A 14984-nucleotide genomic window follows, 5' to 3' on the forward strand; every position below is an offset into this window, starting at 1 on the left:
CCTCATGACAACGCAACGGCGGGATCGGGCGAGAACTTGACCAAGAAGTCGATTCGTCACCCTCCGTGGTCGACTCCGCGCTTCGGGCTCACCAGCGGGTGGCTTGGGTAGGGTGAGCCCGACCGCGGGCGCCCGTCATGGGCGAGTCCGACGAGCCGACCGAAAGGGACCCCATGGCCGACGTGATCACCGGACTGTCCGACGATGACATCCGCACCGAGTGGCAGAGGACCACCATGGCAGGGGGCGACGACGACGCCACCGACACCGGCGCCGACGGGGCCGACACCGACGACGACGCCTCCGACACCGACGACGACGACGACGCCTCCGACAGCGACGCCGACCAGACCGACTCCTGAGCGCGCCCACCTCTGCGCTGGGACGCTGCGTCGGCGACGTCGAGGCCTTCGTCGCCGGCTGCTTCGGTGAGGCGCCTCACCGCTGGCGCGACGATCAGGCCTTCGACGACCTCCTCTCGCTGGCCGACGTCGACACCGCCATCACCGGGGGCGGTCTCCGGCGCCCGGCCGTCCGCCTGGTCCGGGCCGGTGACGTGGTCGACCCGTCGACCTGGACCCGGCGGGCGCGCACGGGCGCCACCTCCATCGACGACCTGCTCGACCCTGCGCGGGCCCTCGACCTCTTCGCCGGCGGCGCCACCATCGTCCTCCAGTCGCTGCACCGTTGGTGGCCGGCCGTCCGCGCCCTGTGCCGGGACCTCGAGGTGGAGCTGGGGCACGCCGTGCAGGCCAACGCCTACCTGACACCGGGTGGGGCGACGGGGCTCGCCCCCCACCACGACACCCACGACGTCTTCGTCCTCCAGGTGCACGGCACCAAGGACTGGACCGTGCGCAGGCCCGTGACCCGGGCCCCGCTGGCGCGGCAGCGCTCCGACCACGCCGAGGCGGCGGCGCAACCGGTGCTCTTCGAGGCCTCGCTGGCGCCGGGCGACGTCCTCTACCTGCCGCGGGGGTTCGTGCACTCGGCGAGCGCTCAGCGGGGCGTGTCGCTCCACCTGACGGTCGGGGTGCTGGCGACCACCGCCGCCGATGTCCTTCGTCGACTCGTCGATCGGGCCACCGACGACGCCCGGTTCCGGAGGACCCTGACCCCCGGGTGGCCTGGCGACGCAGCGCTTGCCGCCGCCGAGGTAGCGGGCGTCGTCGCCGACCTGCGCCGGTGGCTTGACGACGTCGACCCGACGGCGGTGGCCGACGAGCTCGGGCAGCGCTTCTGGGCAGCGCGGAACCCGCTGCTGGGTGGCCACCTCGCCGAGCTCGCCGGCCTCGCGGCGCTGGACGACACCACCGAGGTTCGCCTCCGGCCGTCGTCGCCGATCCTGCGCGACGCCGACGACGGACGCCTGGTGGTGACCCTCGGTGAGCGCCGCATCGACCTGCCCCCCGCCCTCGCCCCTGCCCTCGACCGCCTGCTCGACGGCTCAACCCGACCGGTCGGTGACCTCGCCGACCTGCTCGATGCCGGCAGCCGCCTCGTGCTGGTGCGCCGCCTGGTGCGCGAGGGCGTCCTGGTCACGGTGCCTGGTGGCTGACGCCCCGCGCTGCGCCTTCCTCTCCCGGGACCGCGACGAGGCGCTGCACGGCACCGCGTCCCGCGTGCAGCGGTGGCTGGTCGTGGAGCAGCCCGGACCATGGGGGAGGGAGGCCGTCGTCGAGAGCCGCCTGCCGGCCGAGGTCGGCCACGTCCTTCGGTCCATGGCCCGCCGCCTTGGCGTCCGCGTGCTCCTCGTCCGGCGGCCCGGATGGCGGCGCGGCGCGACCCGGCGCGTCTACGTCGCCCGGACGGCGCCCGACCGCCAGTGGATCGAGCAGCTCGACCTCGCCGACCCCCGGGAGCTGCTCGACCTCGACCTCCACGCCGTGGCGGCCGACGACCCGCCGGGCCTCGGCGAGCCCGGGCCGAGCTCGGTCCACCTGGTGTGCACCCACGGGCGCCACGACGCCTGCTGCGCCGACCTCGGCCGGCCCGTGGTGCGTGCGCTCGACGACGCCGGCGTGGCGGAGGTGTGGGAGTCGTCCCACCTGGGCGGCGACCGCTTCGCCGCCAACCTGGTCTGCCTCCCCACCGGTACCTACTACGGGCGGGTCGCACCCGAGAGTGCCGCCGCCCTCGTGCGGGGGCACGAGGCGGGCGTGATCGACCTGGAGCACTACCGCGGCCGGTCGTGCCTCCCGCCCCTGGTCCAGTCAGCGGAGATCTTCGCCCGCCGTCATCTCGACGAGGTCCGCATCGACGGCCTCACGGTCACCGGCGTGACCGGCGGCGCCGGGTCGGCCGAGGTCTGCCTCGCAGGTGCCGACGGGCGGAGGATCATCGTGCAGGTGGTCAGGGAGCGAGCCGAGAGCGCCGTGCTCACCTGCAGCGCCGTGGGCCAAGGTCAGGCCTGGCGCTACCGGTTGGTCGACATCACCGACGGGTGACCTGCGTTGTGCCCTCCCCCGGGAGATCGGTACGGTCCGGGTCGAGCGGGGGCACAGGCCCCCACCGAGATCTGGGAGCCGGCATGGCCAGCAACGCCGAGAACGCGTACGAGCAGCTGAAGAAGACCGAGGGCACCGACGAGGGGACGGGCGACTGGTTCGTGATCGACCAGAAGCTCATCGACGGCTTCGCCGACCTGACCCACGACCACCAGTTCATCCACGTCGACCCCGAGCGGGCCGCAGCGCTGACGCCGTTCGGCAGCACCATCGCCCACGGCTTCCTGACCCTGTCGATGCTCACCCACCTCGCCGGCTCGGTGCCGTCGAGCGGCGTCGGTCGCCTCGACGGGATCGTCATGGGGATGAACTACGGCTTCGACAAGGTCCGCTTCGTCAGCCCCGTCAAGGTCGACTCCAGGATCAGGGCGTCGAGCACGGTGAAGAGCGTCGAGCTCAAGGGTTCGAGCGTGCAGGTCACCAAGACCTACACCATCGAGGTCGAGGGCGGGGAGAAGCCGGCCGTGGTCGCCGACTGGGTCACGCGGCTCTTCTTCTCCTGACCGGTCAGGTCGGTGACGCCGTCGTCGACGCCTCCAGGCGCCGGAGGTCGGTGAGGGCGAGGGTCTCCTCCTCGAGGAGGGCTTCGGCGATGGCGTCCAGCAGGTCGCCGTGCTCCGCCAGGAGGTCTCGGGAGGCCATCAGTGCCCGGTCGAGGATGCGATCGACGGCGCCGGCGACCCGCTCGGCCTCGCTGCCCTCGAGGCGCTCCGGCTGCCGGAAGGCAACGCCGAGGTCGCTCATGCCGTAGTGCACCACCATGCGCGTGGCAAGGGTGGTGGCGGCCTGGAAGTCGCCGGCCGCGCCGGTGGTGTGGTCGCCGTCGAGGAGGTGCTCCTCGGCGGTACGGCCCGACATCTTCACCACCAGGGACGCCTCGGCCTCCGAACGGGTGAGGAAGCTGTCCTCGGTGCCGTCCATCCAGGTCGCGCCCCCCGCCACTCCCCTCGGCACGATCGTGACCGACACCGGGTCCCCGGCGGCCTCGAGCTTGAGGGCGGCCAGGGTGTGGCCGGCCTCGTGCCAGGCCGTGATTCGGCGGTCGCGGTCGGTCACCGTGGCCGACCGGCGGGCTCGGCCGAGCATGGAGACCTGGAGGGCGGCGTCGAGGTGGGCGTCGGTGACGGCGGAGCACCTCTCGCGGGCGGCCTGGAGGGCGGCTTCGTTGACCAGCTGCTCGAGGTCGGCGCCGGTCATGCCCGAGGTGCGTCGGGCCAGGCCGGCGAGGTCGACCTCCGGCGCGACCCGCCGGCTGGTGACGTGCAGTCGCAGGATCCGCTCGCGGCCGCCTCGGTCGGGGCTCGGCACCGTGATCCGGCGGTCGAACCGGCCGGGACGGAGCAGGGCGGGGTCGAGGGTGTCGGCCCGGTTGGTGGCAGCGAGGACCACCACACCGGAGCCGGTGAAGCCGTCCATCTCGACCAGGAGGGCGTTGAGTGTCCCCTCGCGCTCGTCGGTCGACCCGTTGGACGGTCCCGCGCTGCGCGCCTTGCCCACCGCGTCGATCTCGTCGATGAAGATGATCGCCCCGCCCTGCTTTCGGGCACGGTCGAAGACGCTGCGGATGCGGCTGGCTCCCACGCCGACGAACGTCTCCACGAAGTCCGAGCCGGCCAGGGAGAAGAAGGGGACGCCCGCCTCGCCGGCGATCGCACGGGCGAGAAGGGTCTTGCCGGTGCCGGGCGCACCCTCGAGGAGGAAGCCACGGGGGGTGCGGGCGCCGGTGCCGGCGAAGCGCTCCGGGTCATGGAGCATCTCGGCGACCTCGCGGAGCTCGTCGACCACCTCGTCGAGGCCGGCCACGTCGCTGAAGCGCACGTCGGGGACCTCCACGGCCGACGACCGCTTGCGGTTCATCCGACCCACGCCGAGGCCTCCCTTGCTCCTCAGGAACAGGGCGAGGAAGGCGAGGATGAGCACGACGGGGACCAGAGAGAGGAGGAGGTCGGTCACGCGGGTGGGTGCGGCGTAGGGGACGGCGTCGACATCGACCCCGAGGGCGTCGAGGCCGGTCGTCAGGTCGCCGCCGAAGCTGCTGGGGTACCCGGCGATGGCCGAGGGCTCGTCGTCGCCCAGGTAGGTGATCTCGGCGATGCGGGCCATGTCGTCGATCGTCACGGCCGCCACCTCGCCCCGTTCGGCCTGGGCGAGGAGCTCCGAGGTGGTGACCTGTTCGAGCGCCGGGTCGTCCCCGCGGAGCAGCAGGGGGACCGCGACGGCGACGACGATCACCACGACGGTCGCGGCGACCAGGGCCTGGCGCAGTCGGCCGCCGGGTGCCGGGCGGCGCTGGACGGTTCGCGCCGGAGCGTCGACGCCCCGGCGACGTCCCCACCGAGGGATCGCGAGGGGGTTGCGGCGGGAACGGGAGCGCGCGTTGCGGAAGCGATCGGGAGGGGTGGCGCGCTGTTCGTGCATCACCTCACTATCGGTCATCGACGGCCGACGTTGAGCGCGGGTCAGACCCACTTCCCGGGGTTGAGGGTGCCGAGGGGGTCGAGCGCCGCCTTGATCCGGCGGGTGAGCTCCATCACGTCGGGCCCGAGCTGGTCCATGAGGTGGGACGCCTTGAGCGAGCCGATGCCGTGCTCGCCGGTGACCGTCCCTCCGAGCTCGAGGGCCGCCCGCATCACCTCATGGAAGGCGGCCTCGGCCCGGGCCGACGCCTCGGGGTCGGAGGCGTCGAAGGTGACGAGGGGGTGCAGGTTGCCGTCTCCGGCGTGGCCGATGACGGGGATGGACGTGCGGTGGCGCTGGGCGATGGCCTCCACCGCCGCCACCAGGTCGGGGATCCGCGGGACCGGGACCCCCACGTCCTCGATGAGGACGGTGCCGAGGCGCTCGACGCAGGGGATCGCCATGCGCCGGGCGCCCATCAGGAGCTCGCCCTCGTCGAGGTCGTCGGTGACCGCGGTGTAGGTGGCACCTGCCGCTTCGCAGGCGGCGGCGATGCGCCCGGCGTCGCCGCTGCCCACGTCGGTCTGGCCGAGGAGGAGAGCCCCGATGCCGGGGTCGAGCCCCATCGGTCGGACCCGCTCGACGGCGGCGACCGCGGCGCGGTCCATGAGCTCGAGGGCGGAGGGGCGCAGCGCGGCCATGATCGTGGCGACGGCCCGGCCCGCAGCGACCACGTCGGCGAAGGTGGCGATCACCGTGGACACCGGCGGCGGGAGGGGGCGCAGCCGCAGGGTCGCCTCGGTGATGATGCCGAGGGTGCCCTCGGAGCCCACGATGAGGCGCTTGAGGTCGTAGCCGGCCACGTCCTTGACCGTGCGGCCCCCCAGGCGGACGGCGCGACCGTCGGCCAGGACGACCTCGATGCCGAGGACGTAGTCGGTGGTGACGCCGTAGCGGACGCAGCACAGCCCGCCGGCGTTGGTGGCGAGGTTGCCGCCGATGGAGCAGATCTCGAACGAGGAGGGGTCGGGGGGGTACCAGAGCCCGTGCTCTCGGGCAGCCGCCTTGACCTCGGCGTTGAGGAGACCCGGCCCCACGGTGGCGAGCATCGCCGCCGGATCGACGTCGAGCGCCCGCATCCGCTCGGTGGAGAGGGTGATGCAGCCATCGACGGCCGACGACCCCCCGGAGAGCCCGGTACCCGCACCCCGTGGCACGATCCCCACCCGGTGGCGGGCGGCGGCCGCCACCGTGGTCGAGACGTCGGCGGTGCAGGTCGCCCGGACCAGAGCCAGGGGCGTCCCGGCGGGCGCAGTCATGGCCCGGTCGTGCCGGTAGCCCTCGACCACGTCAGGGTCGAGCACCAGCACGCCCGGGGCAAGGGCGTCGGTCAGCTCGGCGAGGATGGGGTGCGTCATGGGGTCGTCCTTGCGGCGGGTACCCCATGCTCGCGCTGCGCCCGGCCGAGCCGGAGCGCCGTGGGGTGCCGCCCGTCACGGTCCATCACGCGCGAGCATGCTCCGAGGTGGTAGCCACGACACGCCTGCCATCAGGATGCAACTGCGGTCGCGCCCCACGCCAGGCGTGTCACACGAGGGGGAAGAGCATGTCAGAGGTCCAGCGAGTGCGCCGGCGCACCGGATTCGCACGACTGGTCGCGCTGCTCGCAGCGCTGGCCCTCGTGGCCGTCGCCTGCGGTGGCGACGACGGCGGCAACGGTGGCACGGCGGGGGGCGACGACGATCGCACCACCACCACCGAAGACCTAGGTGAGCCGGTACGTGGTGGCTCCATCGTCGTCGGGCTCGAGGCCGAGACCAACAGCTGGCTGCCCGGCGAGTACGCCGGCGCCAACAGCGGTCAGACCGTCGCCCTCACCTTCTACGACCCGCTCATCCAGCGTGACGAAGACGGTGTGCTCCGGCCGTACCTGGCCGAGTCCATCGAGGAGAACGACGACCTGACCGAGTGGACGCTCCGCCTTCGCGGGGGCATCAAGTTCCACGACGGCACCGATCTCAACGCCCAGGTGCTCAAGACGATCTTCGACGAGTACCTCAAGGCCGAGGGAGCGACCACCGCCGGCACGCTGGCCACCGTCACCGAGATGCGGGTGGATGACGACCTCACCGTCACGTACCTGCTGTCCGAGCCCAATGCTGCGTTCCCGGACATCCTCCAGGGCACCATCGGCTGGCCCTTCTCGGTCGAGGCGGCACGGGCTGCAGGCGCCGATGCCGGATCCCGTCCCGTCGGCACCGGTCCGTTCAAGTTCGAGCGCTGGACCCGTGACGACCAGCTCGTGGTGGTCCGCAACGAGGACTACTGGCGGGAGGGCCTGCCCTACCTCGATCGCATCACCTTCCGACCCATCCCCGACGAGGACACGCGTGTGCAGAGCCTCTTCTCCGGCGACCTCGACGCCATGCAGTCGCTCCGGGGCTCGGCCATCAAGCAGGTGATGGAGCGTGACGGCTACACCGCCCACCTCTCCACCGAGAACCTGACCGGTGCCTCCATCTTCAACACCCTGGTCCCGCCACTCGACGACGTCCGGATCAGGCGGGCGTTCGCAATGTCGCTCCAAGCCGACGACGTGGCCGCCGTGCTCGGTGACGACGGCTTGGTCGACGAGACCACCCAGTGGTTCAGCACCGACAGCCCGTGGTGGTCCCAGCGGGTGGCCGACGCCTACCCCTCCTACGACCCCGATGGTGCGACCCAGCTGGTGGAGGAGTACAAGAACGACCCGGAGCGCTCCGACGGCAAGGCGGTCGGCGAGCCGGTGACCTTCGAGTACCAATGCCCGCCCGACCCCAGCCTCATCGAGATCGCCCAGCTGGTGCAGGGGGCCGGGGCCACCATCGGCCTCGAGATCAACCTTGCACAGGTCGAACAGGCCGCCCACATCCAGGACGGCATCAACGGGGAGTACGAGGTCAACTGCTGGCGGGTGGGGAGCCAGGACGACCCCGCCACCACCCTCGGCAACGCCTTCGACGACCCCGAGACCCAGATCCTCAACTTCACCAACTTCACCCACCCGGAGATCGACCGGCTGGTCGACGAGCTCAAGCGGACCGCCGACTTCGACGAGCGCTACGAGCTGGTCGAGCAGATCGGGCTCATCATCAACGAGCACGTGCCGGTGAGCTTCGGCGTGGGCACGCCCACCATGGTGGGCGTGCGCAACGCGGTGAAGAACGTGCCGGGGTGGACCTTCCCCGACGGCACGCGCGGCAACGGCCACCCGAGCGCCATCGCCCGCTTCGTCGAGGTGTGGCTCGAGGAGTAGCCCCGTGGGCGTCCCTGGCTGGCCTACGCCTCGCCGGCCATCTGGTCCCGCAGCTCGCGCTTGAGGATCTTCCCGGCCGGGTTCCGGGGCAGCTGCTCCCCCACGATGGTGATGCGGGAGGGCACCTTGAACGGCGCCAGGCGCTCGCCGACGTGGGCCTGGATCTCCTCCACCGTCAGGTCCAGGCCCGGTCGCGGGTACACGACGGCCGCCACCTCTTCGCCCAGGCGCTCGTGGGGAACGCCGAACACGGCGGCCTCGTACACCGCCGGGTGCTCGTAGATCGCGGCTTCGACCTCGGCGCTGTAGACGTTCTCACCGCCGCGCAGGACCATGTCCTTGGCACGGTCCTCGACGTAGACGAACCCCTCTTCGTCGACCCGGCCGATGTCGCCGGTGCGCAGCCAGCCGTCGACGATCGTCTCGGCGGTGGCCTCGGGCTTGCCCCAGTAGCCGCGGATGAGGTGCGGACCCTTGAACCAGATCTCGCCACGCTCGCCGCGCGGGAGGGCCCGGTCGTCGGCGTCGCGGACCTCGATCTCGAGGACCGGGGCGGCCCGGCCCGTGCTGGTGGGGTGCTCGGTGTAGTCCTGTCCCGAGTTCTGCGGCCCGTAGGCGTTGGTCTCGGTCATGCCGTAGCCGATCGAGGGGCGACCCTGGACGAAGCTCGACGCCACCCGCTTGACCAGCTCGGGCGGGGCGGGAGCGCCGCCACCGCCGACGCTGACCAGGCTCGACGTGTCGAAGTCGCCGAAGCGGGGTGACTCGAGCAGGTCCCAGCTCTGGGTCGGCACGCCCACGAAGTTGGTCACACGCTCCCGCTCGATCAGCTCCAGGGCCCGCTCCGGGTCCCACTTGTACATGATCACGAGCTTGATGCCGGCGGAGAAGCACGAGAGCATCACCGGCACGCACCCGGTCACGTGGAACAGCGGGACGATGAGGATGAACGCCGGCGGGTCGTTGGCCGTGCTCGACTCCTCGGGCCTCCGCAGCCGTTGGATGGCGGTGCGGCACCCGAAGCCGAGCAGCGCCTGCACGATGGCCCGATTGGTGGACACGGCCCCCTTCGGGCGCCCGGTGGTGCCCGACGTGTAGAGGATGGTGGCGTCGTCGTCGGGATCGACGTCGATGTCGGGCATCGGCGCGCCGAAGGGCAGCACCTCCTCCCAGCGGTGGGCGTCGATGTCGGCGTCGCCGGTCCGGACCGCCAGCACCTTGATGCCGAGGCGGGCGCAGGCGGGTGCGCCGCGCTCGACGCGCTCTCGGTCGGCGATGAGGACCGAGGTGCCCGAGTCCTCGAGGGCGTAGTCCATCTCGTCTTCGGTCCACAAGGCGTTGAGCGACACCGACACGCCGCCGACGGAGGTGATGGCGGCGAAGGCGATCACCCACTCGGGGTAGTTGCGCATGCCGATGGCCACGCGATCGCCCTTGGAGACGCCGTAGGTCTCCACGAGGAGGGTCGCGAGGGCATCGACGTGGCGCATGACCTCGTCGAAGCCCCACCGCTCGTCCTCGTAGACGAGAAAGGTGTCGTCACCGCGCTTGCGGGCCGTGTCGAAGACTGCCCGGAGGCTCTCGGGGGCGTTCTTGAACGCGTTGAAGGAGGTGCCGTCGGCAGCCTGGACGCGTGCGATCTCGAACCGCTCGCCAGGGGCGGTCACCTGCGCCGCCGCGTCCTCGTAGCTCAGGGTCATGGTGAGTCCTTGGTCACTCGGGTGCTCCGGACGGTCTACCAGCCCTCGCGGGTGCCGCCATCCGCTCGAGCCATCAGAGGTCGAGCTCCGGGTAGTAGCGCTCGGCGCCGCGCTGGCGGACCTCGCTGAGCCAGTCGCTCTCGTAGGGCCACTCGTGCTCCCGGCCCTCCACCGGCCCCTGCCAGAACCGCTCGAAGGGGCCGGTGCCGGGGGAGGCCATCGACCACGCCTGGCGCTTGTAGGAGAAGTTGTCGGGCTGCAGGCGGTGGGCCTCCCGGAAGTGGCCGATGGCCTCGTCCTCCCGGCCGCCCCGCCACAGGTGCTGGGCCAGCTCGAAGTGGGCCGCGCCCTCGGCCTCGGCGCGGCCGCGGGGGGCGGATCGGGTCACGACCTCGTCGGGGGAGAGGGCGTAGGGGCTCTCGGCCCCCCGGTCGACCCAGTCGCGGAGGGCATCCACGTAGGCCTCGGGGTCGGTCTGGATCTTCGAGGCCTCCACCACGATGTCGCGCATGTGCTCCGGGAAGCCCTCGGGTGGGGGACCACCCCGCGGGCGGTGCTCGCCGGGGAAGGCAGGCTCGGCGGGCCGGACGACGACACCTTCCTCGTCGATCCAGATCCCGTTGGGGATGTTCACGACGCCGAAGCGCTCAGCCATGGCGTGGCCCACGTCGACCAGGGACGGGTGCTCTGGCGAGGCGGCCTCGATGTAGGGCCGGCACGCTTCGGGCCCCATCGTGTCCATCCCGACGGTGACGATCTCGAGGCCGAGGGGGTGGAGCTCGGAGCGCAGCGCCTGCCACACGGGCAGGTCACGGGCGCAGCCTCAATAGGGCGCCCAAGCGACGAGGAGCACCTTCTGACCCCGGAGCGAATCGAGCCGGAACGGCCGGCCGTCGAGGTCGGGCAGCTCCAGGTCGGGGGCCACGGCCGACGGCAGGGCGTGGCCGCTCAGGGTGGCAGGGCCGAGGGCGGAGAGCCCCACGGCGTCGTCGGTCACGAGCGGCATGCCGAGGTGCTCGGCGACGGTCACCACATCGACCTCGCCGTCGGCCACGCCCTCGGGCAGCGGCACGCAGATCTCGCCCCGGCAGGCCCCCTCGGGCTTGAGGGCCCAGCCCGTGTCCGCTTCGAACGTCTCGACCGGGACGCGGAGGGTCTTGAGGATCATGACGGTCGACGCTACCGTCCGCGCCGGTGCCCCTACTTGGTGGTGGCGATGCCTCCGTCGACGGGGATGATCGTGCCGGTCAGGTAGGAGCCGGCGCGGGAGGCGAGGAAGATGGCGGTGCCGGCCATGTCGTCGGGGCGGCCGATGCGGCGGAGCGGCGCCGATGCGGCGATCTCGTCGCCGAAGCTCTCGAGGGTGGCCTTCATCATCTTGGACTCGAAGGGCCCGGGGGCGATGGCGTTGACGGTGATGTGCTGCTTGGCCAGCTTGCTGGCCAGCACGCGGGTCATCTGGTGGACCGCCGCCTTGGAGGCGGAGTACGAGTAGGTCTCCAGGCCGGGCACGTGGATGCCGTCGATCGAGCCGATGTTGATCACTCGGGCGGGGTCGTCGTGGGTGCCGGCCGCGGCCAGCTGGGGGACGAGGAAGCGCGTGAGGTGGAAGACGCCCTTCACGTTGAGGTCGAGCACCCGGTCCCAGGCGGCGTCGTCGAACTCGGCCATGGGCGCACCCCAGGTGGCGCCCGCGTTGTTGACGAGGATGTCGAGGCGCTCCTCGCGCTCGCCCAGCTCGCCGGCCAGGCGGCGGCACTCCTCCTCGGTGGAGAGGTCGGCGGGGAGGGCGACGCAGGTGCCCGTCTCGGACAGCTCGGCGGCCACCTCCTCGCAGACGTCGGACTTCCGGGAGGAGATGTAGACCGTGGCTCCGGCCTCGACGAAGCCGCGGGCGATCATGAGCCCGATGCCCCGGCTGCCGCCGGTGACGAGCGCGGTCTTCCCCTCGATGGAGAACAGGTCGGTCCTGGACATGTGCGGTCTCCTTCGTCGGTTCGTGGCCCGTGTCTAGTCGAGCGACGGGAGGGCCTCCGACGTGGGAACCTGGTCAGGTGAACGCGCCGCTGCCTCCGGCCGGACCGGGACCGTCCCCGTTCCCGCCGATCGCCGACTACGGGTTCCTCTCCGACTGCGAGGTCAATGCCCTCGTCGCCCCGAGCGGCAACGTCGAGTGGCTCTGCCTGCCCCGGATGGACTCACCGAGCGTCTTCGGGGCCATCCTCGACCGTGACGCAGGCGGCTTCCGGCTCGGCCCGGCGGACGTGATGGTGCCCGCCGCTCGCCGCTACCTGCCGGGCACGATGGTCCTCGAGACCAGCTGGGGGACCAAGACCGGGTGGCTGATCGTCCGCGACGTGCTGCTGGTCGGGCCGTGGCACCACGACGACGACAAGTCACAGACCCACCGGCGGGCACCCACCGACTACGACGCCAGCCACGTGCTCCTGCGAACCGTCTCCTGTGTGATGGGCGAGGTGCAGCTGGTCCTCGACTGCGAGCCTGCCTACGACTACGCCCGCGCCGAGGCTCGCTGGAGACACGAGGGCGACAGCTATCACCAGGGGGTGGCGACCGCCGAGGGGTGCGACCTCGAGCTGCGGCTGACGACCGACCTGCGCCTGGGGTTCGAGGGTCCGAAGGCACTGGCGCGCACGCTGCTCAAGCAGGGTGACACTCGCTTCGTGGCGCTCTCCTGGAGCGAGCACGGGGCGCCCGCGACCTACGACGAGGCTCAGGCCCAATTGGTGTGGACGGCGCACCACTGGCAGCACTGGCTGGCGCGGGGCCACTTCCCCGACCACCCGTGGTCGACGCACCTGCAGCGCAGCGCCCTGACGCTCAAGGGCCTCACCTTCGCCCCAACGGGCGCGCTCGTGGCGGCGGCCACGACCTCGCTCCCGGAGACACCCGGTGGCGAGCGCAACTGGGACTACCGCTTCACCTGGATCCGTGACTCGACCTTCGCCCTCTGGGCGCTCTACGCCCTGGGCTTCGACTGGGAGGCCAACGACTTCTTCTGGTTCATCACCGACGTGGCCGAGCGGGACCAGGAGCTGCAGATCATGTACGGGATCGACGGCGACCGCGACCTGCCGGAGGAGACCCTCGACCACCTCCACGGCTACGAGGGCGCCCGCCCGGTCCGCATCGGCAACGGCGCCCACGGCCAGGGCCAGCACGATGTCTGGGGGGCGGTGCTCGACGCGGTGCACCTCCAGGCCAGCAACCGCGACCGACTCGACGACCGGCTCTGGCGGATCCTCACCCACCAGGTGGAGGCCGCGCTGAGCCACTGGCGCGAGCCCGACCGCGGGATGTGGGAGGTGCGGGGCGAGCCGCAGCACTTCACGTCATCGAAGATGATGTGCTGGGTCGCGGTCGACCGGGGCGCACGGCTGGCGCGCATCCGTGAGGACCACGAGCTGGCCGAGCGGTGGCAGGCGGCGGCCGACGAGATCCACCGCGACATCTGCGAGCACGCCCTCGACCAGCGAGGCGTCTTCACCCAGCACTACGAGACCAAGGCCCTCGACGCCTCGCTCCTGCTGATGCCGCTCCTGCGGTTCCTGCCCGCCGAGGACCCGCGGATCCGCGCCACGGTCCTGGCCATCGCCGAGGAGCTCACGGAGCAGGGCTTGGTCCTGCGCTACCGCACCGACGAGACCGATGACGGGCTCCCGGGCGAGGAGGGCTCGTTCACGATCTGCTCGTTCTGGCTGGTCTCGGCCCTGGTGGAGATCGGTGAGGTCGACCGGGCCCGGGCCCTCTGCGAGAAGCTGCTCTCCCTCGCCAGCCCCCTCGACCTCTACGCCGAGGAGATCGACCCGCGCACGGGGCGGCACCTGGGCAACTTCCCCCAGGCCTTCACCCACCTTGCCCTGATCAACGCCGTCATCCATGTCATCAAGGCGGACGGCGGCGACGTGGTCGGCATGCGCTTGCCCCGGAGCGACCTCTCGCCATGAAGGTCCTGGAGGTGGAGCTGCGCTGCGCGGAGCTTCCCCTGGTCGCGCCGCTGCGGGCTGCCCACGGCTCGACCTCGGTCCGTCGGGTCGTGCTCGTGCTGGCTCGCACCGAGGCTGGGGACGGCTGGGGGGAGTGCGCTGCCCTCGCCGAACCCACCTACACCTCCGAGCATGCCGCCGGCGCCCTTGCCGTCATGCGAGACCACCTGGTCCCGCGTCTCCTGGCGCTCGACGAGCTCGAGCTCGACGGCACCGGAGAAGCGTTGGCCGGGGTGCGTGGCCACCGGATGGCCAAGGCGGCGCTGGAGATGGCGATCCTCGACGCTGGCCTCCGTGCCGAGGGACGGTCGCTCGCCACCCACCTCGGAGCCGTGCACGAGGTCGTGCCGGCGGGTGCGTCCCTCGGGCTCACCGACGACCCCGCGGCCCTCGTGGAGGAGGCCAGCGGGCTCCTGGCTTCCGGCTACCGCCGCCTCAAGGTGAAGGTGCGGCCAGGGTGGGACCACGTCCCCCTCGCCGCCCTGCGGGCGATCGGGAGCGACGTCACCCTGGTGGCCGACGGCAACGGGGCGTACGGGCGTGGTGACCTCGACTGCCTGGTCGCGCTGGACGAGCTGGGCCTGGCGGCGCTCGAGCAACCGCTCGCGCCCGACGACCTCATCGGCCACGCCGAGCTGGCGCGGCGGGCGGCGACGCCGATCGCGCTGGACGAGTCCATCAGCTCCGCCGCAGGCGCCGAAACCGCCCTGGCGCTGGGAGCGTGCACGGCGGTGAGCGTGAAGGCGGGACGGGTCGGTGGGCTGCGGGAGGCCGTGGCCGTGGTCGAGCGATGTCAGGCGGCGGCTGCCCGCGCCTGGTGCGGGGGGATGCTGGAGACGGGTCTGGGCAGGGCGGCGGCCCTGGTGGTCGCCGCGCTGCCCGGCATCACGGAGGCTGGCGACCTCGGGCCGTCCGACCGCTACCTGGCGCCCGACCTGACCGAGCCCTTCGTCCTCACCGACGGCGACCTGCCGCCAGATCCGGCCGCTGCAGAAGTCGCCGTAGAGGTAGTCACCGGCGAGCCCGGGGATGGCAGCGCCGCGGTAGACGTAGCCGCCGGTGACCGAGCAGTTGCCGT

Annotated in this window: 12 protein-coding genes; 7 read left to right on the plus strand and 5 right to left on the minus strand. The window is 72.0% G+C overall.

Annotated elements, in window-relative coordinates:
* Positions 1-173: 173 nt before the first annotated feature.
* The 4 genes from VMN58_04400 to VMN58_04415 all read left to right on the plus strand — a co-directional run bounded on the left by VMN58_04400 (position 174) and on the right by VMN58_04415 (position 3010).
* Positions 174-362: a hypothetical protein gene (locus VMN58_04400; protein HUF32434.1), complete on the plus strand. Its 189-nt coding sequence runs from the start codon at positions 174-176 to the stop codon at positions 360-362.
* Between the two features lie 194 nt (positions 363-556).
* The gene (locus VMN58_04405; GenBank protein ID HUF32435.1) at positions 557-1558 is read left to right on the plus strand and encodes a cupin domain-containing protein; all 1002 of its coding nucleotides are present in this window, start codon (positions 557-559) and stop codon (positions 1556-1558) included.
* Complete coding sequence (locus tag VMN58_04410) at positions 1551-2447, plus strand: sucrase ferredoxin (protein ID HUF32436.1); 897 nt, start codon at positions 1551-1553, stop codon at positions 2445-2447. Before VMN58_04405 ends, VMN58_04410 begins: the two co-directional genes overlap by 8 nt.
* A gap of 83 nt (positions 2448-2530) precedes the next feature.
* Positions 2531-3010: a MaoC family dehydratase gene (locus tag VMN58_04415; GenBank protein ID HUF32437.1), complete on the plus strand. Its 480-nt coding sequence runs from the start codon at positions 2531-2533 to the stop codon at positions 3008-3010.
* A gap of 4 nt (positions 3011-3014) precedes the next feature.
* Here VMN58_04415 and VMN58_04420 read toward each other — a convergent pair whose 3' ends face one another.
* Positions 3015-4925, minus strand: a complete 1911-nt coding sequence (locus VMN58_04420; protein ID HUF32438.1) for an AAA family ATPase — start codon at positions 4923-4925, stop codon at positions 3015-3017.
* A gap of 41 nt (positions 4926-4966) precedes the next feature.
* Positions 4967-6322 carry an FAD-linked oxidase C-terminal domain-containing protein gene (locus tag VMN58_04425; protein ID HUF32439.1) on the minus strand — a complete coding sequence of 452 codons (1356 nt, stop codon included), beginning with the start codon at positions 6320-6322 and terminating at the stop codon, positions 4967-4969.
* A gap of 188 nt (positions 6323-6510) precedes the next feature.
* On the opposite strand from VMN58_04425, the gene VMN58_04430 reads away from it, so the two are divergent.
* Positions 6511-8199: an ABC transporter substrate-binding protein gene (locus tag VMN58_04430; GenBank protein ID HUF32440.1), complete on the plus strand. Its 1689-nt coding sequence runs from the start codon at positions 6511-6513 to the stop codon at positions 8197-8199.
* 23 nt (positions 8200-8222) lie between these two features.
* Here VMN58_04430 and VMN58_04435 read toward each other — a convergent pair whose 3' ends face one another.
* The 3 genes from VMN58_04435 to VMN58_04445 all read right to left on the minus strand — a co-directional run bounded on the left by VMN58_04435 (position 8223) and on the right by VMN58_04445 (position 11876).
* Positions 8223-9899, minus strand: coding sequence for a class I adenylate-forming enzyme family protein (locus tag VMN58_04435; GenBank protein HUF32441.1), 1677 nt, complete (start codon positions 9897-9899; stop codon positions 8223-8225).
* Positions 9900-9972: 73 nt separating this feature from the next.
* Entirely contained in the window at positions 9973-11067 is a 1095-nt protein-coding gene (locus VMN58_04440; GenBank protein HUF32442.1) for a ResA-like WAxxUGC motif-containing protein, read from the minus strand.
* 32 nt (positions 11068-11099) lie between these two features.
* Entirely contained in the window at positions 11100-11876 is a 777-nt protein-coding gene (locus tag VMN58_04445) for an SDR family oxidoreductase (GenBank protein ID HUF32443.1), read from the minus strand.
* Positions 11877-11953: 77 nt separating this feature from the next.
* Between VMN58_04445 and VMN58_04450 the strand changes: the two genes are divergently transcribed.
* Together VMN58_04450 and menC are read left to right on the plus strand one after the other, a co-directional pair.
* On the plus strand, positions 11954-13867 hold the full coding sequence (locus VMN58_04450) for a glycoside hydrolase family 15 protein (GenBank protein ID HUF32444.1): 1914 nt from the start codon (positions 11954-11956) through the stop codon (positions 13865-13867).
* A partial coding sequence (gene menC / locus VMN58_04455; protein ID HUF32445.1) for an o-succinylbenzoate synthase occupies positions 13864-14984 on the plus strand: 1121 nt, incomplete at its 3' end. The genes VMN58_04450 and menC, both read left to right, overlap by 4 nt.

Source organism: Acidimicrobiales bacterium, assembly GCA_035512495.1.
Taxonomy (GTDB): domain Bacteria; phylum Actinomycetota; class Acidimicrobiia; order Acidimicrobiales; family CADCSY01; genus DATKDW01.